Annotated in this window: 19 protein-coding genes; 5 read left to right on the plus strand and 14 right to left on the minus strand. The window is 57.3% G+C overall.

Translation table 11 applies throughout. The features are described from left to right. Window positions 1-50 precede the first annotated feature (50 nt). The 6 genes from ccoP to ACW8F6_RS05645 form a co-directional block, all read right to left on the minus strand. On the minus strand, window positions 51-956 hold the full coding sequence (ccoP, locus tag ACW8F6_RS05620; protein ID WP_491574873.1) for a cytochrome-c oxidase, cbb3-type subunit III: 906 nt from the start codon (window positions 954-956) through the stop codon (window positions 51-53). A gap of 2 nt (window positions 957-958) precedes the next feature. After that, window positions 959-1,153, minus strand: coding sequence for a cbb3-type cytochrome oxidase subunit 3 (locus ACW8F6_RS05625; RefSeq protein WP_491574874.1), 195 nt, complete (start codon window positions 1,151-1,153; stop codon window positions 959-961). A 2-nt stretch (window positions 1,154-1,155) separates the two neighbouring features. Beyond that, window positions 1,156-1,767 carry a cytochrome-c oxidase, cbb3-type subunit II gene (ccoO, locus tag ACW8F6_RS05630; protein ID WP_491574875.1) on the minus strand — a complete coding sequence of 204 codons (612 nt, stop codon included), beginning with the start codon at window positions 1,765-1,767 and terminating at the stop codon, window positions 1,156-1,158. A 10-nt stretch (window positions 1,768-1,777) separates the two neighbouring features. Next, complete coding sequence (gene ccoN, locus ACW8F6_RS05635; protein WP_491574876.1) at window positions 1,778-3,223, minus strand: cytochrome-c oxidase, cbb3-type subunit I; 1,446 nt, start codon at window positions 3,221-3,223, stop codon at window positions 1,778-1,780. A 238-nt stretch (window positions 3,224-3,461) separates the two neighbouring features. After that, window positions 3,462-4,682, minus strand: a complete 1,221-nt coding sequence (locus ACW8F6_RS05640; RefSeq protein ID WP_491574877.1) for an argininosuccinate synthase — start codon at window positions 4,680-4,682, stop codon at window positions 3,462-3,464. A gap of 130 nt (window positions 4,683-4,812) precedes the next feature. Next, entirely contained in the window at window positions 4,813-5,745 is a 933-nt protein-coding gene (locus tag ACW8F6_RS05645; RefSeq protein WP_491574878.1) for a flagellar protein MotY, read from the minus strand. Window positions 5,746-5,873: 128 nt separating this feature from the next. Here ACW8F6_RS05645 and pyrC point away from each other — a divergent pair, with 128 nt between their 5' ends. Together pyrC and rnt are read left to right on the plus strand one after the other, a co-directional pair. Then, window positions 5,874-6,914, plus strand: a complete 1,041-nt coding sequence (gene pyrC, locus ACW8F6_RS05650; protein ID WP_491574879.1) for a dihydroorotase — start codon at window positions 5,874-5,876, stop codon at window positions 6,912-6,914. 11 nt (window positions 6,915-6,925) lie between these two features. Beyond that, window positions 6,926-7,582 carry a ribonuclease T gene (rnt, locus tag ACW8F6_RS05655; RefSeq protein WP_491574880.1) on the plus strand — a complete coding sequence of 219 codons (657 nt, stop codon included), beginning with the start codon at window positions 6,926-6,928 and terminating at the stop codon, window positions 7,580-7,582. A 74-nt stretch (window positions 7,583-7,656) separates the two neighbouring features. Here rnt and ACW8F6_RS05660 read toward each other — a convergent pair whose 3' ends face one another. Beyond that, window positions 7,657-8,103 (minus strand): EF-hand domain-containing protein, encoded by a 447-nt coding sequence (locus ACW8F6_RS05660; protein WP_491574881.1) that lies wholly within the window; start codon window positions 8,101-8,103, stop codon window positions 7,657-7,659. Between the two features lie 204 nt (window positions 8,104-8,307). After that, window positions 8,308-9,315 (minus strand): aspartate carbamoyltransferase, encoded by a 1,008-nt coding sequence (locus ACW8F6_RS05665; protein WP_491574882.1) that lies wholly within the window; start codon window positions 9,313-9,315, stop codon window positions 8,308-8,310. 137 nt (window positions 9,316-9,452) lie between these two features. Here ACW8F6_RS05665 and ACW8F6_RS05670 point away from each other — a divergent pair, with 137 nt between their 5' ends. After that, a complete protein-coding gene (locus tag ACW8F6_RS05670) occupies window positions 9,453-10,358 on the plus strand; it encodes a DUF2971 domain-containing protein (RefSeq protein ID WP_491574883.1) in 906 nt (301 codons plus the stop codon). Window positions 10,359-10,376: 18 nt separating this feature from the next. Here ACW8F6_RS05670 and sbcB read toward each other — a convergent pair whose 3' ends face one another. Continuing rightward, window positions 10,377-11,792, minus strand: a complete 1,416-nt coding sequence (gene sbcB, locus ACW8F6_RS05675) for an exodeoxyribonuclease I (protein WP_491574884.1) — start codon at window positions 11,790-11,792, stop codon at window positions 10,377-10,379. Window positions 11,793-11,877: 85 nt separating this feature from the next. Between sbcB and can the strand changes: the two genes are divergently transcribed. Beyond that, complete coding sequence (gene can / locus ACW8F6_RS05680) at window positions 11,878-12,534, plus strand: carbonate dehydratase (protein ID WP_491574885.1); 657 nt, start codon at window positions 11,878-11,880, stop codon at window positions 12,532-12,534. Here the strand turns inward: can and ACW8F6_RS05685 are convergent. After that, window positions 12,531-13,019 (minus strand): cupin domain-containing protein, encoded by a 489-nt coding sequence (locus ACW8F6_RS05685; protein WP_491574886.1) that lies wholly within the window; start codon window positions 13,017-13,019, stop codon window positions 12,531-12,533. The two genes, can and ACW8F6_RS05685, sit on opposite strands and share 4 nt — an antisense overlap. A 152-nt stretch (window positions 13,020-13,171) precedes the next feature. Here ACW8F6_RS05685 and ACW8F6_RS05690 point away from each other — a divergent pair, with 152 nt between their 5' ends. Then, entirely contained in the window at window positions 13,172-14,500 is a 1,329-nt protein-coding gene (locus ACW8F6_RS05690) for a glycerophosphodiester phosphodiesterase family protein (protein WP_491574887.1), read from the plus strand. Between the two features lie 26 nt (window positions 14,501-14,526). Here the strand turns inward: ACW8F6_RS05690 and ACW8F6_RS05695 are convergent, their stop codons facing one another. From ACW8F6_RS05695 to ACW8F6_RS05710, 4 genes are read right to left on the minus strand one after another with little or no spacing between them, the layout of a single operon-like run. After that, entirely contained in the window at window positions 14,527-14,862 is a 336-nt protein-coding gene (locus tag ACW8F6_RS05695) for a hypothetical protein (protein WP_491574888.1), read from the minus strand. Continuing rightward, entirely contained in the window at window positions 14,852-15,460 is a 609-nt protein-coding gene (locus ACW8F6_RS05700) for a metal-dependent hydrolase (RefSeq protein ID WP_491574889.1), read from the minus strand. Before ACW8F6_RS05700 ends, ACW8F6_RS05695 begins: the two co-directional genes overlap by 11 nt. Before the next feature lie 12 nt (window positions 15,461-15,472). Further along, window positions 15,473-18,166, minus strand: a complete 2,694-nt coding sequence (locus tag ACW8F6_RS05705; RefSeq protein ID WP_491574890.1) for a DEAD/DEAH box helicase family protein — start codon at window positions 18,164-18,166, stop codon at window positions 15,473-15,475. Between the two features lie 23 nt (window positions 18,167-18,189). Further along, on the minus strand, window positions 18,190-18,888 hold the full coding sequence (locus tag ACW8F6_RS05710) for a YebC/PmpR family DNA-binding transcriptional regulator (RefSeq protein ID WP_491574891.1): 699 nt from the start codon (window positions 18,886-18,888) through the stop codon (window positions 18,190-18,192). Window positions 18,889-19,043: the final 155 nt, after the last annotated feature.

Here is a 19,043-nt window from a genome sequence, read left to right on the forward strand (position 1 = left end):
ACGGTGTGGCGGGAACAGAAAAGGGGCAGCCACTGGCTGCCCTGAACGGATTACTGCGCTTCTGGCTCCAGTGACAGGCTGTAAACATAGGCTGCCAACAAGTGGATTTTATCTTCGCGCAGCTTGTCTTTTTGCGCCGGCATCTGATTGGCCCGGCCCTCGCGGATGGAGTGACGCACGCCTTTGCGACTGCCGTCGTACAACCAAATGTCGTCGGTCAGATTAGGCGCACCAAAGGTGTGACTGCCCGTGCCATCGGCCTGGTGGCAGCTGGCGCAATTGGCAGCAAAAACCGACTCACCGGCCTTGGCCATGTTGGTATCGTGCTCCTGGCCCGACAGGCCCAACACGTATTCAGCCACATTTTGCACCGCTGTTTCGCCTAAGATGGGGCCCCAGGCCGGCATATTGCCGTTGCGGCCGTGCAGCAGGGTTTCTTTGATTTTTTCTGGCGTGCCGCCGTACAGCCAATCCTTGTCGATCAGGCTCGGGAAGCCGTAGCTGCCGCCGCCGTCGGCGCCGTGACAAATCGCGCAGTTGTTAGAAAACAAGCGACCGCCCATTTTCATGGCGCGCGGTTCATTGACCAAGGCTTCGATAGACATTTCCTGGTATTTACCAAAGGTGTCTACATACTTGGCCTGCGCCTTTTGCTGCTCGCCGGCTAGCTGCTTGTGCGAAGTCCAGCCCAGTACACCTTCCCAAGCGCCCAGGCCTGGGTAGGCAATCAAATAACCCGCGGCAAAAAACAAAGTGGCCACAAACAATTGAAACCACCACTTCGGCAGCGGGTTGTCGTATTCCTCAATGCCGTCGTAAACGTGACCGGTGGTGCGGTTTTCCGGATCATCCTCATCGCTCACAGCCACCTTGCGGTTGGCAAACAGCACCCAGGTGACTAACACCAGGCACGCCAGCGTCAGCACAGTAATCCAAAGGCTCCAAAAAGTACTCATAATCAGTCCTGCCTCTCTTCATCGTTTTTAGGATGAAGTTGTTGTGTTGGCTTGCTCTGCGGCTCATCGGCAAAGGGCAGATTGGCCGCTTCATCAAAACGCTTTTTACGCTTGGGCGAAAACGCCCACCAGCAGACGCCTATAAACGCCAGCGTGACAAAAACCGTTCCGAGTGAACGCAAATCGTTAATATCCATAATCAGCGCTTCTGCTGCACCAGGGTGCCCAGTTGTTGCAGGTAGGCAACCAGCGCGTCGATTTCGGGCTTGCCCTTCACGGCATCTTGGGCACCGGCAATATCTTCGTCGGTATAAGGCACGCCAACAGAGCGCAGTGCGCGCATTTTGGCCGCTGTGTCTTCACCGGTAAGGGTATTATCGAACAGCCAGGGGAAAGCGGGCATATTGGATTCGGGCACTACGTTGCGCGGGTTGTACAAGTGCGCTTTTTGCCAGGCATCTGAATAGCGCTGACCCACGCGCGCCAAGTCTGGCCCGGTGCGCTTAGAGCCCCACAGGAAGGGGTGCTCGTACACAGACTCGCCGGCCAGCGAGTAGTGGCCGTAGCGCTCCACTTCGGCGCGCAGCGGCCGCACCATTTGGGTGTGGCACACGTGGCAACCTTCGCGAATATAGATATCGCGACCTTCCAGCTCAAGCGCGGGCAGCGGTTTCAAACCGGCGACCGGCTCGGTGGTTTCCTTCAGGAAAAACTGCGGCACGATTTCAACCAGGGTACCAAAGCTAATGGCCACAATGGTCAACACTGCCATCAGGCCGATATTTTTTTCGACTATGTCATGATTCTTCATTGTCTATTCCTCAAGCTGCCTGAATCGGGGTTGCTGCAGCCTGTTCTTCTTCGGCATTATCGGTTGCGGTGCGGTAGGCGTTGTAGGCCATTAAGACCATTCCCAGCAGGAAGAAGGCACCGCCCATTACGCGCACAAAGTAGCCTGGATAGCTGGCCGTCACCGACTCCACAAAGCTATACGTCAGGGTGCCGTCGGCGTTAAAGGCGCGCCACATCAAGCCCTGCATAATGCCGTTTACCCACATGGCGGCGATGTACAACACGGTGCCAATGGTGGCCAACCAGAAATGGGTGTTAATCAGCTTGACGCTGTACATTTCCTTTTTGTTAAACAGCACCGGCAACAGGTGGTAGATAGCACCGATCGAAATCATGGCCACCCAACCCAGCGCACCAGAGTGCACGTGGCCGATGGTCCAGTCGGTGTTGTGCGACAGCGCGTTCACCGTTTTGATGGACATCATTGGGCCTTCGAAGGTGGACATGCCGTAGAACGACAAAGACACCACCAAAAAGCGCAGCGTTGGATCGGTGCGCAATTTATGCCAGGCACCAGAGAGCGTCATGATGCCGTTGATCATGCCGCCCCAGCTGGGCGCCAACAGAATGAGCGACATCACCATACCCAGGCTCTGGGCCCAGTCGGGCAGCGCTGAGTAGTGCAAGTGGTGGGCACCGGCCCAGATGTACAGGGAGATCAGCGCCCAGAAATGTACGATCGACAGCTGGTAGGAGTAGACGGGACGACCCGCCTGCTTGGGCACGAAGTAATACATCATGCCCAAAAAGCCCGCCGTCAGGAAAAAGCCCACGGCGTTGTGGCCGTACCACCACTGCACCATGGCGTCCATGGCACCGGCGTAGGCCGAGTAAGACTTAAACATGGAGACCGGCACCGCCGCGGAGTTCACCAGGTGCAGCACCGCCACGGTCAGAATGAAGCCGCCGTAAAACCAGTTGGCCACGTAGATGTGCTCAACCTTGCGCTTGACGATGGTGCCGAAAAAGACGATGGCATAGGAGATCCACACCAGCGCAATCAGAATGTCGATGGGCCATTCCAGCTCCGCGTATTCTTTGGTGGTGGTTAACCCCATGGGCAGCGTGATCGCCGCCGCTACAATTACGGCCTGCCAACCCCAAAAGGTAAAGGGAATAAGCCAGCCGCCCCAAAGCTTGGCCTGACAGGTGCGCTGCACTACATAATAAGAGGTGGCGAACAGGGCGCAACCGCCAAAGGCAAAAATCACGGTGTTGGTGTGCAGGGGGCGCAAGCGCCCAAAATGGGTGTAAGGCTGGATCAGGTCGTTCAGCTCAGGCCAAACCAGCTGTGCTGCAATCAGCACGCCTACACCCATACCGACAATACCCCAGACGATGGTCATGATGGCAAATTGCCGCACAACCTTATAGTTATAGGCTGGATGTTCTCCAGCAGCTGAGTGACTACTCATAGTGAAGTTCCCAATGTTTCAAGCTAATAAAATCTGTTAGCCAGCCGAACGACCGCCCCGGGGGCTTTGCCTCAGTGGGGTTTTAGGGGTCGCATGCACCGCTCGCATTGTAGGGGTTCAAACGTTACGGTTATTGATCCGTATCAATGAAGTTCGAGCCCCCCGTTTAATTTGGAAGACCGCAAAATCCCCAAAGTCTAGGACAGACTGGGGATTTTGGTTACTTTTAACGCGCGAATTACAGCAGTTTACGGCCTTTGCCTGCAGCGATGCGCATGCGCAACGCATTCAGCTTAATAAAGCCTTCGGCATCCTTCTGGTTGTAGGCGCCGGCATCGTCTTCGAAGGTGGCAATCTTGTCGTCAAACAGGCTGTCGTCGGAACGGCGCCCGGCGATAGACACGTTGCCCTTGTAAAGTTTGACCCGAACCTCGCCGTTTACCACCTGCTGAGATTCGTCGATGGCGGTTTGCAGCATCTTGCGCTCCGGGCTCCACCAGTAGCCGTTGTAAATCATTTCCGCATATTTGGGCATCAGCGCATCTTTCAGGTGCGCCACTTCGCGGTCGAGCGTTAAAGACTCGATTGCGCGGTGCGCCTTCAACAGAATGGTGCCACCGGGGGTTTCATAACAGCCGCGGGACTTCATGCCCACGTAGCGGTTTTCCACGATGTCCAGGCGGCCAATGCCGTTGGCGCCGCCCACTTTGTTCAGGTATTCCAGCACGGTGGCGGGCGACATGTCTTTGCCGTCGATGGCGACCACGTCGCCCTGCTTGTAGGTCAGGGTCACGTAGGTGGGTGTATCGGGTGCCGCTTCGGGAGACACCGACCAGCGCCACATGCCCTCTTCTGCCTCTTCCCAGGGGTTTTCCAAAATACCGCCCTCGTAGGAGATGTGCAGGAGATTGGCGTCCATCGAGTAGGGCGACTTGGTTTTTTGCTTGGCAAAGTCCACAGGGATATCGTGTTCTTTGCAGTAGGCCATCAGTTTTTCGCGCGAATTCAAATCCCACTCGCGCCAGGGTGCGATCACTTTAATACCAGGCTTCAGCGCGTAGGCGCCCAACTCGAAGCGCACTTGGTCGTTGCCCTTACCGGTGGCGCCATGGGAAATCGCATCGGCGCCGGTTTCGTTGGCGATTTCCACCAGGCGCTTGGCAATCAGCGGCCGCGCGATGGAGGTGCCCAGCAGGTATTCACCCTCGTAAATGGTGTTTGCGCGAAACATCGGGAAGACATAATCCCGCACAAATTCTTCGCGCAAATCTTCAATATAGATTTCCTTAATGCCCATGGCTTTCGCCTTGGCGCGCGCAGGCTCCACCTCTTCGCCCTGACCGATATCGGCAGTAAATGTCACCACTTCACAGTAGTAGGTTTCTTGCAGCCACTTAGCAATGACCGATGTATCAAGGCCACCCGAGTATGCGAGCACTACCTTTTTTAAGGACGCCATAATGTTCTCCGTTTACCTGCTGCGCGGGCGCCGCACGCAATAATTGAGCGCGCGGCGTGAAAAGTTGGGCGCGAATTGTATAGGGAATCGACCGGGAATCACAGAGCCTGCGCCCCGAAGGCGCGGGATTTTAACGATTGGCGGCCAGATCCGGCGCTTCGATGCGGTCGACTCGCACGGTGACGCGGCGGTTCTGCGCGCGCCCCGAGCGCGACTGGTTGCTGGTGATGGGATAGCGCTCGCCGTGCCAGCGCACGGTGAGTTTGTCTTCGGGAATGCCCTGGCCAATCAGAAACTGCTGAACAGACTCGGCGCGGCGCTTAGACAGCTCGAGGTTATCCTCGCGCAATCCCTTGCTGTCGGTGTGGCCGTCGATAAACAGGTGACTCACCTTGGGGTCGGCCAGCACGTAGAGTGCAATGTGCTTCAGTTTACGCTGCTCGGCCTTGGGAAAATCGTCGCCAGAGGAGGGAAAGTACACCGACGAGCGGGCTATCTGGTCGTAGTTTACGGGCAGCAAACCCTCCAGACATTTTAAGTATTGCTGGTAGGCCGCCTGAAAGTTGATGGGCGAAAGCGCCACGCGGGTAGACTCTTGCGCGCCGTACCAGGGGTAGCGAGTAACCACTAACTCACGACCCGCGTGCAGCTCTGTCAGCACGCGGTTTGAAAGTTGGCTATTCAAGCTAATAGGCCGGTGCCCCTGGGTAACCGGCACCAGGCCCAAGTCCACATCCCGCATCTTGGGGCGCCAAACGGGCGCGCGCGCGGTTAGCCTAGCCTTGCCGGTTTTCAAGCGCGGGGTATCGGCGCGCAGCTGCATAGCCAGCGTTTCGCCAGCCCGATGATAGAAACCGGCCTCGCCGTAAAAGGGCACCGACTGGCGCATTTCACAGGCGAACACACTGCTCGTAACCAGCCACTCACTCTGGTCCATGGGTGGAGTGTATTCGGTGGCGTGCGGCTGTCCATTCGCCAATAACACCCCACAGGCGCACAGCAAGCGCGCCAGGCAAAGTCTGGTTCGCACCGCTAAAATTGCCTGCAAGAGGGGGGACGCCATCGCCATTTACCTCGGAATAGCCAGTGGATATCGGAGTTATCGGCCCCGGCGGCCTGCACTTGAGTCGAAATTACCGTCCATTTTAGGTAGGATGCGCGCCATCTGCCGCCTCGCTCACAGGATGCCCCATGACCCAATCACTCACCATCACCCGCCCAGACGACTGGCACATTCACCTGCGCGATGGCGACCAGCTGGCCACCACCGTGCCCGATGCCGCGCGCTATTTTGGCCGCGCCATCATTATGCCCAACCTGGTGCCTCCGGTGATGAACGCAGAGCAAGCCAGCGCCTATCGGAGTCGCATTCTGGCTCAGCGCCCGGCGAACAGTGCGTTTGAGCCACTGATGGTGCTCTATCTCACCGACAACACCACCGCTGCCGATATCGCTGAAGCGCGCGCTGCGGGCGTGGTGGCCGCCAAACTCTACCCCGCCGGTGCCACCACCAATTCCGACTCGGGCGTGACCCGCATCGACAAGATTTACCCAGTGTTAGAGGCCATGGCGAAAGCCGGCATGTTGCTGCTGGTGCACGGCGAGGTGACCGATAACCATATCGATATCTTCGACCGCGAAAAGGCCTTTATCGATCGCACTCTTAGCCCCCTGCGCGCCGCCCTGCCGGGCTTGAAGATCGTGATGGAGCACATCACCACCGCCGAGGCCGCCCAGTTTGTGGCCGAAGCCTCAGAAGCGACCGCCGCCACCATTACCGCGCACCACCTACTGTACAATCGCAACCACATGCTGGCCGGCGGCATTCGCCCGCACTATTACTGCCTGCCCATTCTGAAGCGCAATGTACACCAGGAGGCACTGATCAAGGCCGCCACCAGTGGCAGCCCGCGCTTCTTCCTGGGCACCGATTCGGCGCCGCACGCGCGCGAGAAAAAAGAGGCCGCCTGCGGTTGCGCCGGGGCCTACACCGCTTACGCCGCTCTGGAAATGTACGCCGAAGCCTTTGAGGCAGCCGGCGCATTGGACCGCCTGGAAGGCTTTGCCAGTCACTTTGGTGCAGACTTTTATGGCTTGGCGCGCAATACTGATACCATCACTTTGGTCAAAGAAAGCTGGCTGGCACCCGAAAGTTTGCCCATGGCCGGCGGCCAATTGATCCCCCTGCGCGCAGGTGAAACCCTGCAGTGGCGCGTTGCACCCTCTGAATAAGGCGACTATTTGTGAATCCGGCTGAACCCCCCAGCGCCCCCAAGTCACTGCTGGCCCAACGCTTTCGCGGCTTTTTGCCCGTGGTAGTGGATGTGGAAACCGGCGGTTTTAACGCCGCCACAGACGCCTTGCTGGAAATTGCGGCAGTGACCCTGCGCATGGATGACGAGGGCATACTGCACCGCGATCAGACCTTCGACTTCCACGTGGACCCCTTTGAAGGCGCCAATGTGGAGCAGTCCGCACTGGATTTTACCGGTATCGACATCGACAACCGCGACGCCCTGCCCGAAGAAATCGCCATTCCCGACCTGTTTAAATCCATTCGCCGGGCGGTCAAGGACAACGGCTGTACCCGCGCCGTGGTGGTGGGGCACAACGCCCACTTTGACCTGGGCTTTGTCAATGCCGCCGCCAACCGCTGCGACGCCAAGCGCAACCCCTTTCACCCCTTTTCCTGTTTTGACACCGCCACCCTGTCGGGTCTGGCCTACGGCCACACGGTGCTGGCGAAAACCTGCCAGATCGCCGGCATCGAATTTTCCAATAGCGCCGCCCACTCGGCCGCCTACGACGCCGAGAAAACGGCCGATTTGTTTTGCATGATCGTCAACCGCTGGAAGGCATTGGGCGGCTGGCAGGGGCTGCCCCTCGGGCCCGAGGTCTGATAAATAGCAGCAGCCATAAAAAAAGAGCGGTTAACCGCTCTTTTTTTATGGCTGCTGGGAGGTATTCAGTGCACTTATTCGTCCGCCTCCAAACGCACACATAACCAGTAGAAGCAGCGGGTGTCGTAGGCTTTTTCGCGCGGGGTGATCTCGGCTGCGTCGAGCATACCGTCGCCGTTGGCATCGATACTGGAAAACTGCCCTAAAAAGGTACTGTACTCGGCCTCGGTCACTTCGCCATCCTTGTCCTGATCCAGCTTGTTAAAGCGGGCTTTCAGCAACATATTGCGGCGTGCGGCATCTATTTGCTCGTATTCATCAAAACTGACGCCACCGGAGACGTTTAAGTCCATCAGGCGAAAGATGTCCAGCTTTTTAGCGCTAATCTCTTCCTGAGAAATGCGCGTATCACCGTTGAGGTCGTACTTGGCCAGCAACCAGCTGTGGCTGTCGGCGTCGCTTTGGGCGTGTACCCCAGCCGCGAGGCCCAGGGCAAACAGAGTCGTAATAAGCTTTTTCATAACAACCGCCATTGTAGTGTTTATTGTCGGGCGATCCGTCGCTGTTGGCGCTGAGCCTGTCCGAAGCTCAATTAAACCAAGGAGCCCGTTACCTTAACGGATAACGGGTCACAAAACAGCTCCATCTATATAAAGATTTAGAATATGAACTAAAGTACCAATAACAAGGAGGCCCTAAAAGCCCCTTTCCGTTGCGTTTTGCTACTAACGGCTAGAATACCAGCGCACTTCCTGGGCGTGCTTATCCACCAGCTCCACCACGTCCAATACCAACGCAAACAGCGCCATGCGCACCAGAATACCGTTGTCGGTTTGGCGGAAAATGGCCAAATTGGGGTTGCTGTTGAGGTCGTTGTCCAGCTCGTTGGCCTCGGCGCGGGAGTCCCGCGGCAGCGGGTGCATGATCACGGTGTTGGGCTCGCAAAATTGAGTATAGATTTGCTGGTTCAAGCGGAAGCGGCCGCGGTACAGATCGGCCTCCTGCTTGGTGGCAAAGCGCTCCTCCTGAATCCGGGTGGAATAGGCGATGTCCACCTTGCTAATACTGGCGGTCAACTCATCGGTGATCACCACCTGGTGGCCCGCACGCCGCAACAACTCAACTAAATATTCGGGCATGGCCAGCTCCGCCGGCGACACCAGAGTAACCTGCAACTGATCGTAAAGCGCCAGCAGTCGACACAGTGAATGCACCGTGCGGCCGTGCTTCAAATCCCCGATCATAGCAATGCGCAGGCCGTTAAGGCCCTTGCCCTTGGCCGCCATTTCCTTGCGGATGGTGTAAAGGTCCAGCAGCGCCTGGCTGGGATGCTCGTTAGAGCCGTCGCCGCCGTTGATCACCGGGACCCGGCTGGCCTCGGCAAATTCGGCCACCGAGCCATTGGCCGGGTGGCGCATGCAAATGACATCACTGTAGCCCGACAGCACCCGCGCGGTATCATACAGCGACTCGCCCTTGGCGATAGCCGAGCTTTCAAAACCGGTGGTTTCGCGAACTTCCCCACCCAGCAGATTAAAGGCACAGCCAAAGCTCACCCGCGTACGGGTACTGGGTTCAAAGAACATATTGCCCAGGATGGCGCCCTCAAGAACTCGGGTCACCCGCCGACGACTGGCGTAGGGTTCCATGGCATCGGCCACGCGAAAGATGCGCTCGATGTCGGGCAGCTCAAATTGATCTATAGATAAAATATGGGAACCGGTGAAATCCACGCTAACCTCGGGGCAGGAAACAGACCACGATATTTTAGCGATCGGGTCCGCCTAGCGCTACGCTTAATAGAGTATCCGCGGCCAAGGCCTCACCAAGCCCCAGAATAAGACACAGACAAGACCCAATAGGAGCCCAAGTGGCAATACGCAACCCCGAAACCCTGGTGAAATACTGCACCGTTGAAACCGCCCTGAAAATTCTGCAGAGCCAGAGTCTTCGCTGGAGCGCGCCCAACCTATTCAACGACCCCTTCGAGCTGAATCACCTAACCAGCCTGAGTTTTGACCCCCAAGTCATACTCAACGCGGCTATTCAGGCCGCCACGGCGATGATTTTTGCCAAGGACGAGCCCCGTGGCAGCGCGCCGCTGACGGTGGTTATCCGTCGCTGGCGAGACGAAGAGCGTTTTCAGTCTCCCGACGAGGCGTTGGACGTCTTGCGCGAGCTATTGTCGCAGATGGTGGACAATCGCCTGCAGGCGCTTGATGAGTTAATGGCCGACTGGCGTAAATTTTGCCGGACCCTGCGCATCTGCTGCTTCGCCGATAAACCCGACAATCTCGCCGCCTGGACCCACTTTGCCGATCACCACCGAGGCGTGGCCATTCGCGTGCAATGCGGCGAATTCACCTCGTTGCCTAAACCGCAGCAAGTAGCTTACCGACCCAGCCGCCCCGAAATAACCACCATGAAAGAACAGCTAGACGTAGTGCTGACTAACCAAGAATTCCGCGCGCAGGAGCATTTTTTCGACAAATTTACCAACAAGGCCCTGCATTTTTCCCACGAGGCCGAGTGGCGCTGTTTTCGGCAAAGCAAAGATGAACTGGGCCCTGAGGCCAAGCCGGAAAGTACCTGGTACGACGACATCAAGTTTGAACGCAGCGACATTACTGCCGTCTATTTCGGCGCCCTCACCGACCCAAAGGTCATGCGCGAAATTTATGGGCTAGTGCGGGAAAAATACAGCCAGGCGAAAATCTTCCAGGCCAAAACCAGCCACGGTAAATACGATATCGAATTTAACCGCATTACCAGCTAGCGCTGGCGGCGCCGGCTACTACATCAGCTCGGCGCCGTAGCTTTCCAAGGCATCCAGAATGGCGTGCTCGCGCTCACCGAGCGCGGGGTCGGCGCGCAGCGCTTCCAATTGCTCGATGAAATCATCCAGTACCAGCGAGGCGCCGGCGGCGGGGTCTGTCAATCGCCGATAACTAAACGACTGCCACCAGGCCGCTTCTTCTGGCGTTAAGGTGTTAGGAAAATGGCGCGCTCGATAGCGCTTGAGCAAATGATTAAGGCGGGGATCTTTAAAGGCAATCGACGCCAATTGCTCAGGGGCCGACTCGCGCACACGCGTCATTAGCGGGCGATCTTCGTTGGGGATAAATCCCTCGTAGAGTTGCTGTTCAGGATCAGCGCTGGGCTCAAACGCCCGCTGACTAAAGACCTCGCGCAATTTTTCGCCAATATCCGCCCGCGTTAACTGCCGCCAGTGTTGCTCGCACAGATCTCTGTCGATGCCTAAACGCGCCGCCACCGGCGGCGTCAACATACTGAGGGGCGCCAGCATTGGACTTTTGTTGGCATGCACCAATTTCAGCGGAATGCGCACCTCGCCGGCGGGCAAATCCGCCTCGCTGACAAACACTCGAGCGGCAATTTCCTCAGCCGACAGGTGCAATAACGGTTCCGGGTCGACGGCCAAATTGTAGACAATCACCGCATTTTTATTGACCGGGTGCGCCGCCAGCGGCATTACCAAGGCCGAACAACCCTGCGCGGCGGGAAAACGCGAAGAAATATGCAACAGCGGTTTTTTGTTAATCCAGTCAAATTGTGCCTGCACGGTAGCTTTTAGCCGCAGGCTATAGGCGTAGTCGTACAATTTTGGCTGTGCTTCGCGAATTAATTTCGCCAGTGCAATGGTGGCGTAGACATCGGATAACGCATCGTGCGCACTGTCGTGCACCAGATTGTTGGCGCGCGCCAGGTCTTCCAATTTAAAACTGGGCGAGCCATCGGCGTGCTGCGGCCACGCCAGACCCTCGGGCCGCAGTGCGTAGGTCATGCGTACAACATCGATTAAATCCCAGCGCGAGTTGCCGTTTTTCCACTCGCGCTCATAGGGGTCAAAAAAATTGCGAAACAACGTATAGCGGGTTACCTCGTCGTCAAATCGCAAGCTGTTGTAACCCACACCGCAGGTACCGGGCTGCGCAAATTCCCGATGCACACGCGCAATGAATTCCGGTTCACTCAGCCCCTCGGCCATGGCCCGCTGCGGTGTAATGCCGGTGATCAAACAAGCCTGTGGCTGCGGCAACAAATCGTCGGTGGGCCTGGCATAAATCATGAGCGGCTCGCCAATGATATTGAGCGCCTCATCTGTGCGGACGCCGGCAAATTGCGCGGGCCTGTCTGCAGCGGGATTGGCGCCCCACGTTTCGTAGTCGTGCCAATACAGAGTGTTCATGCATCGTTCCTTGTTGTGCGAAAAGCTATGATAGCGCAATTAGGTTGATATATACTTCGCGAAATTTAGCCTAACCGAATGAAAAATGACCAAATTAAATAATCTGTTCGAAAAAAATCTTAGCTGGGCCGAATCTATTAAAGCGGAAGACCCAGACTTCTTTACCAAGCTCTCGCAACAGCAAGACCCAGACTACCTGTGGATTGGCTGTTCAGACAGCCGCGTGCCGGCCAATGAAATCGTGGGCTTGATGCCGGGCGAACTTTTCGTACACCGCAACGTGGCTAACGTAGTACTGCACACCGATCTCAATTGCCTGAGTGTGATTCAGTACGCCGTGGATGTGTTGAAAGTGGACCACATTATGGTGGTGGGCCACTACGGCTGTGGCGGCGTCGCCGCCGCGCTGCAAAACCAGCAGCTGGGTGTCATTGACCTCTGGATTCGCAACATTCGCGACATCTACTACGCCAATCGCGATCACATCGATTCCCTGGCCACCGACAAGGCCCGCATCGATCGCCTGTGCGAATTAAATGTGATGCAGCAGGTGCAACAAGTTAGCCGCACCAATGTGGTCCAGAATGCCTGGGCGCGCGGCCAGAAGCTGTCGGTACACGGATGGATTTACGGCGTCTCCGACGGGCTGTTAAAAGATCTGATCGAACCCATTACCTGCGTCGAACAGATTCCGGAACAATACCGCGTGCTGAAAATCACCCAGCCTGTTACCTCCAGCTAGCGTTCGCTGGCTAAAGGCTCCCGCAAAGCGCCTGGGTTGCCGGCGTCATCGTCGGTAATCCAGACGCGATCGGTGCCGTCAAATTCCGGCGCCTGTATCGACAACACCTTGAGCGGCTCCGCCGAAGTGACGGTGACGCCGTGCACCGCGCCCATTGGAATTTGTACAAAATCACCGGCGCCGATGGCAAACCGGCGCTCGCCCAATTGCATTTCGCCCGCGCCAGCAAGCACGTAGAGACTCTCGCTGTGGGTTAGATGTTTGTGTGGGGCTACCTTCGTGCGAATAAAAATTAAAAACTGACTGGCATTGATATCGGAGGCCAACTTAATCACTTCAACAGGCTTGTCTGAGGCCGGCTGGCGCGCCAACAGATTGTCGGTGGCCGCCGTCGCACTAACGGTCGCCACCAATAGCCCCGCGCCCCACAAATACCGCCATAGCCAGGCACAGGCAGGCACTTGGATTGCACTGTATTTTTTCATCGTCACCTCGCGTTATTTTCTTGTGGCAGCAAACACCGCCCGCCAATGGTTGCGCACTCTGTCACACATTCGCGCGCGACATAATTCTGGCATAAAACGGCAATACAGGCTCGCTAGGGTAAGCGTTATTCACCCACTCCAAGGAAGCGGCTATGAAATTGACTTTATCCACCCTGCTGGCCTGCACTGCCTTCATCAGCGCGGCAGTTTGCGCGGGCAATAGCACAAAACCCAATCACCTGCAGGCCGACACAGCCAAACTAAAGGCATCTGCACACCAGAAACAGCCCCGCCAGTGGCCATTGAGTGTCAGCCTTGGTCCCCGGCCCTATTACCTGCTAGAGGATATGGACGCCGGGCCACTAAAAGACACCTTGCAACACTGCGCCCAACGCAAGCGCCAGTTTCGCACCAGTGATTTTTCCATTGGCCACCGCGGCGCTCCCCTGCAGTTTCCCGAGCACACGCGCGAATCGTACATTGCCGCCGCCCGCATGGGTGCGGGCGTCATTGAATGCGATGTCACCTTCACCGCCGACCGCGAGCTGGTGTGTCGCCACTCCCAGTGCGACCTGCACACCACCACCAACATTTTGGAAACACCTTTAGCGCAAAAATGCAGCCAGAATTTCCAACCCGCGGTGTTCGACCCAGATACGGGCGCACTGCTGCAGGCTGCCAGTGCCCGCTGCTGCACTTCCGACATTACCCTGGCCGAATTTAAAACCCTGCAGGGCAAAATGGACGGCGCCAACCCCGCCGCCACGCGGGTATCCGATTACCTCCAAGGCACCGCCAGCTGGCGCACCGACGGCTATGCCGCGCGCGGCACCTTGCTGACGCACCGCGAAAGCATCGACCTGATTCAACAGCTGGGTGCTAAATTTACACCCGAGCTCAAAGCACCCCAGGTGCCCATGCCCTACCAGGGCGAATACACGCAAGCGGACTATGCCCAGCAGATGATTGACGAGTATCGCGCGGCCGGCATTCCCGCCCACCGGGTGTTTGCCCAGTCGTTCAACCTACAGGATGTTTTGTATTGGATCAGCCATGCGCCAGACTTTGGCCGGCACGCGGTTTACCTGGACGGGCGCTATGATGATCCCAGCTTTGATCACAATGACGCCACCACCCATGTGCCCAGCATGGCGGCGTTGGCTGCACAGGGTGTGCGAACGATCGCACCGCCTATGTGGATGCTGCTGGATGTCAACGATCAGGAGGACATTGTTGCCAGCCGCTACGCACAGATGGCGCGCGCGGCCGGACTGGATATTATTGCCTGGACCTTTGAACGCTCGGCGCCATTAACCCAGGACGGCGCCTGGTATCACCAAACCACCGACCGAGTGATCAATAACGACGGCGATAAATACCAAAGCCTGGACGTGCTGGCGCGCCAGGTGGGCGTTAAGGGTGTGTTTTCCGACTGGCCTGCCAGTGTGACCTTTTACGCCAACTGCATGAACTTGCATTGAGCCGCTCGGCCCGCTGCGTTTGGCCGCTAGCGGGCCAAACGCACGGCGGTAATTTCCGCCAGCCCGTGCAGGTCGCAACGACCACTGGTGTGAATCTGAACGGGCAGATTGTGCGCCATAGCGGTTAGCAGCGTCTCGTAGATAAAACGCGCACCGCTGGCGCTGTAGTCCTGGAAGTAGCCGTGTTTACTTTTGCAGCTGTGCGCTTCCGTCTGCGCCACGGTCATTTGATAGCGCGCCTGTGACGTGGGCTCGAGAGCCACAACCGACGTCTTTGCCGACCAGCCCGCTTCGCCCGCCTGCACCCCTACGGCACTCAGCATGAGTCCAAGCAAACACCAGCAGCGATAATTATTTGACATCTGTGCCCCCTTGATTAGTTAGCGCTTCGTCTGCGCGCACTGTGTTAGCACTAGTACCCGCCTGCTTTTGCCGACGCCACAGGGCGCGCGCCGCCAAAAAACTGCCAAACACCAGCGCCAAGGGCAGCCATACAGTCTGCGCTTCCGAGGCCAAAACCTGCAGGCCGCGCTGGCTAATAAACCCGCTGATCCCAATGGGCGACACCGCAATGGGTTGCCAGGGTAAAAAGTAGCGAGCACTGTCAAAAGGCCACCAAAAGGCGACACCCAAGCCCCCGTTGGTGAGCGCATCGAGCAGGGCGTGGGAGGCGCAGCTCAATGTCACTAATGTAAACACTGCCATGCGACTCGCGCGCAGATAGCGGTGAAACACACTACCCAACACACCCAACGCCAAGGCAAACACCAGGGAGTGGGTAAACCCACGGTGTCCCAGAGGGTCGCTGTAGGCAATGCCCAACTTAAACGCCACCACATCCAAATCCGGCAGGATAGAGGCCGCGCAACACCAAAACATCAGCCGACCGGACACACGGCCGCCACTGGCACAGACCACCAGTGCACAGGGAATCAGTGCGTGGGTCATTATCGTTGCCATCTTTTGGCCTCCTCACATCCAGAAACGTTCGCGCGACACCCTCGCCTGCTGCAGTTGATAGGCCAGGCTGGCTACCCGCGCCTTGTGCAACCGCTGACGCCCCTCGAGAGTGCGCGTGTACACCAACTCGCAACGCCCCACGCGATCGCGCCAGGCATCCGCAAACTGTTGCGCCAACGCTTTGCGCACGCCCAGTTGTTCTGGTACAGCGTGGTAGTCGTATTGATTGATTCGATCAAATAATCGCGATTGCCTGATCAGCATATAGCGCGGGTTATCCACCACATCGACAATCTCCAACATCATCTGCACAAACAGCGATTGCTCAAACCGGTTGGCGCCGCGCAGGGTCAGGCAAGTTTGCCCAAATTCATTGACCGCGCAATCGAGAGCAATACCGCCCGGGTTATTGTTTATCCTGCCCGTGTCGCAGAGCGTGGCCAGCAGCGCTTTGCCTATGTTGTGCAAATCGTCGCCTATGTCTCGGTAGGCCAACCACAGCCGCACGTAATAAATGGCTTGCCAGCCAAAGTAGCACACACCGATCAGTAACAGCACACCGCCAAAGGTTAACAACTGCTCAAGGGTTTTTGCGTGCGGCATTGCCCGCGCTAGTAAATAGGGCAAGATATCTAGCCAGATAACCAGTAATGTCAGCATGCTGACCAAAAACGTACGCAGCGACTGAGTCAGGGCAAAGCGTTTGTCGGCGGCGTAGGATCTATCGCTGGCGTAAGGCACTTTTATGCCTTGCACCAATTCGGAGCCACTGGCCAGCGCCTGGCGCCAGCGTTCGCGCATGCGCGGGCGATCAGTAGCCACCGCCAACATCGCTTGGTTCATGGCCTGAATATTTTTTCGGTCGGCAATCAACTCGGCCAACTGCACGCGGCTAAAGCCACTTTCGATGCGCGCATCGCCGGCAAGCGTCAGCCCCACAAAAGCGTCAAACCGACGCGCCAACAGTGCCACATCGGGGCCAAAAGCCGCACTGTCTGCCGGCTCCAATAACGCCTGCGGATCGACACAGGCCAGGTGCCAAATGTTGGCGGTTTTCTGCGCGTCAGCCGGCTTAGCGCGAATGGCGCGCCCGCGCATTTGATTGGACTGCACAAAGGAGCCCACGCCCGAGGCAATAATCAGCGAGCTAATCGACGGGGCATCCCAGCCCTCGCCCAGCAGCGCCGCCGTGCCAATCATCACTCGCAAATCGCCCGACTCAAACAATGCCGTCAGCCATTGCACAGTGTATTTCGCCTGACCACCAGTAACTGCCAGCTGCACAAAGCGCGCATCAAAAGGCAGTGGCGATACATTCGGTGGAGACACGCCGGCGGCGAGGGCAAGTTGGTCCAGGCGGGGCGCCAAACGCGCGGGCAAAATGACCAGCTGCCCGGTTAACACCGCCAAGGGTGGCTCGGCAAATTCGGGCGTAAACACCTGGGTGCGCAGCACTTCAAACAACGGCACCACACCCAGCTTAAAGGCGTGCTGTGCTTCTTCGTCAGCGGCCGCGCCTAGGTACTCCGCGCGAATGAAATCGGCCAATATCACCTGCCGCAATGCGCGCCCCTGGCTTTTCCACTCGGCCGCTACCAAAGCGGCCACACTGGCCATTTTTCCGGCGCTGCTACCCAACAGTTTTTGTCGACGCGCCAAATCTGCAAGATCGACGCGACCTCGGTGAAACAAACCCGCGCGTTTGAGCTGGCCCTCTAGCTCCGTTTGTGCCGCCTTCAGGTCTGACCTTGAATCTGACAAAAAAGTTTGTAGCAGACAGGTGAGATGCACTGGTGCAAAGGTTGGCAACCCAATATTTTCGTTATCTAATAGTGTGCGGTGTGCCTCGTCGAGCGTTTGACCGGCCGCCTCACTGAAACACAGCGCCGCCAAATACAAGGGGAAATGTTCGTAAATCCAATCCAGTTGTTGTAGCGGTTGCGCCATCCACGGTTGCGACGCCAGCCAGGGCAAAAGCGGGCCGCCGGCGAGCATGCGCTCGGCCAGTGCGCGCCGCTGGGTCACCGAGCGCTGCAAAAGCGCTGCCTCTTTTTCCGTGGGATTGGAAAAGTACACGTAATCCTGATGCGCGCACAGATCGCCGCGGGCCACCAGGTCTGGCACGGCAATTTCTGCGTCCACTTCGCCGTTTAAACTTAGATAGCGCTCCCATTCGGCGCCGGTCACATCGTAGGGTGGCGTAGCAGTCAGGGCGACCACCTTGGGTGAGAGTGCCGTTTTAATCAGCGTCAGCGCGCGCCACCAGGCATTTTTTAAATGATGGGCCTCATCCAAAACCAAGGTGGCCACGCCCCGCTCGCACAGCGCGGACAAGACGGGTGCCTCGACAGCACTCTGCTCGTCATCACCGAGCGCCGCGTGCACCGCCTGATAGGTTGTCACCGTTAAAAAGCCCGGCGCTTTAATATCCACAGACAGCCAAGAAGGTCTATGCGGCGTGTCTAAAAATAACTCGCAAAACCGCAGCACCCATTGATCACGCAAAGCTAACGACGGCGCACAGATGAGCGTGGGCGCGTTCAGCTGCCGCATCACCTCTAGACCTAGGACAGTTTTACCCGACCCAGGCGGCGCCACCACATGCAAGTGATCGTCCTGCAGATGGTTAGCCAGCGACGAAAGTACTTTTTGCTGGTAGTCCCGCCAGGGAAACTTAAAGGCTGCATCGTCGGGAAAACGTTCCATGTCGTTTGTGATCCTTTAGTGCACTAGGCCAAACCTGCGTAGACTTCGTGCACATCATCGTCGTCATCTATCGCTGCCAAAAATGCTTCCACTTCTGCCAGTGCGTCTCCGGTAACGGCAACCGGGTTTTTGGGGCGATAGCCAATTTTTGCGGTTTCCACCTGGAAGCCAAACTCGGGCAGCGCCTTTGACACGGCGTCGAGGTCTGTCATGTCGGTGATAAACAGTGCCTCGCCTTCGTCTCCGGTTTCGAAATCCTGGGCGCCGGCTTCAATGGCGGCCAGTTCGATATCGCTATCGCCACCGGTGGCCACAGCTTCGATTAATCCCACATGATCAAAATCCCAACTGACCGAGCCAGATGCGCCCAGTTGACCCTTGCGAAATAGCACGCGAATATTGGAAATGGTGCGATTGACGTTGTCGGTCATACACTCGACGATCACCGGTACCTGGTGCGGTGCAAAACCTTCGTACACTACCTTTTCGTAGCTGACCCCGCCATCCAATTGGCCCGAGCCCTTTTTCACTGCTCGCTCTAAGGTTTCCCGCGGCATGGATTGCTTTTTAGCGGCTTCGATGGCCAGCCGCAGCCGGGGGTTCATATCGGGATCGGCGCCGTTGCGCGCTGCGATCATGATTTCTTTGGTGAGTCGGGTAAATAATTTACCCTTGGCATCCGCCGCAGCCGCGCGGTGCTTGGCTTTCCACTGGGCGCCCATAGCAAGTCTCGTGTTGGTTAATTAGTGCGCCACTGCCGGTGTGCCATGGCTTCAAGCTTGGGATTCTTCAGCAATCTGCAGGGCGATGCAAGTCCGTGGCGCGTTAGCGCTCTCCCAGCGATATTGCTAGACTCCAGCGCAATGGAAGTCCGCCT

Source organism: Simiduia sp. (assembly GCF_058345725.1).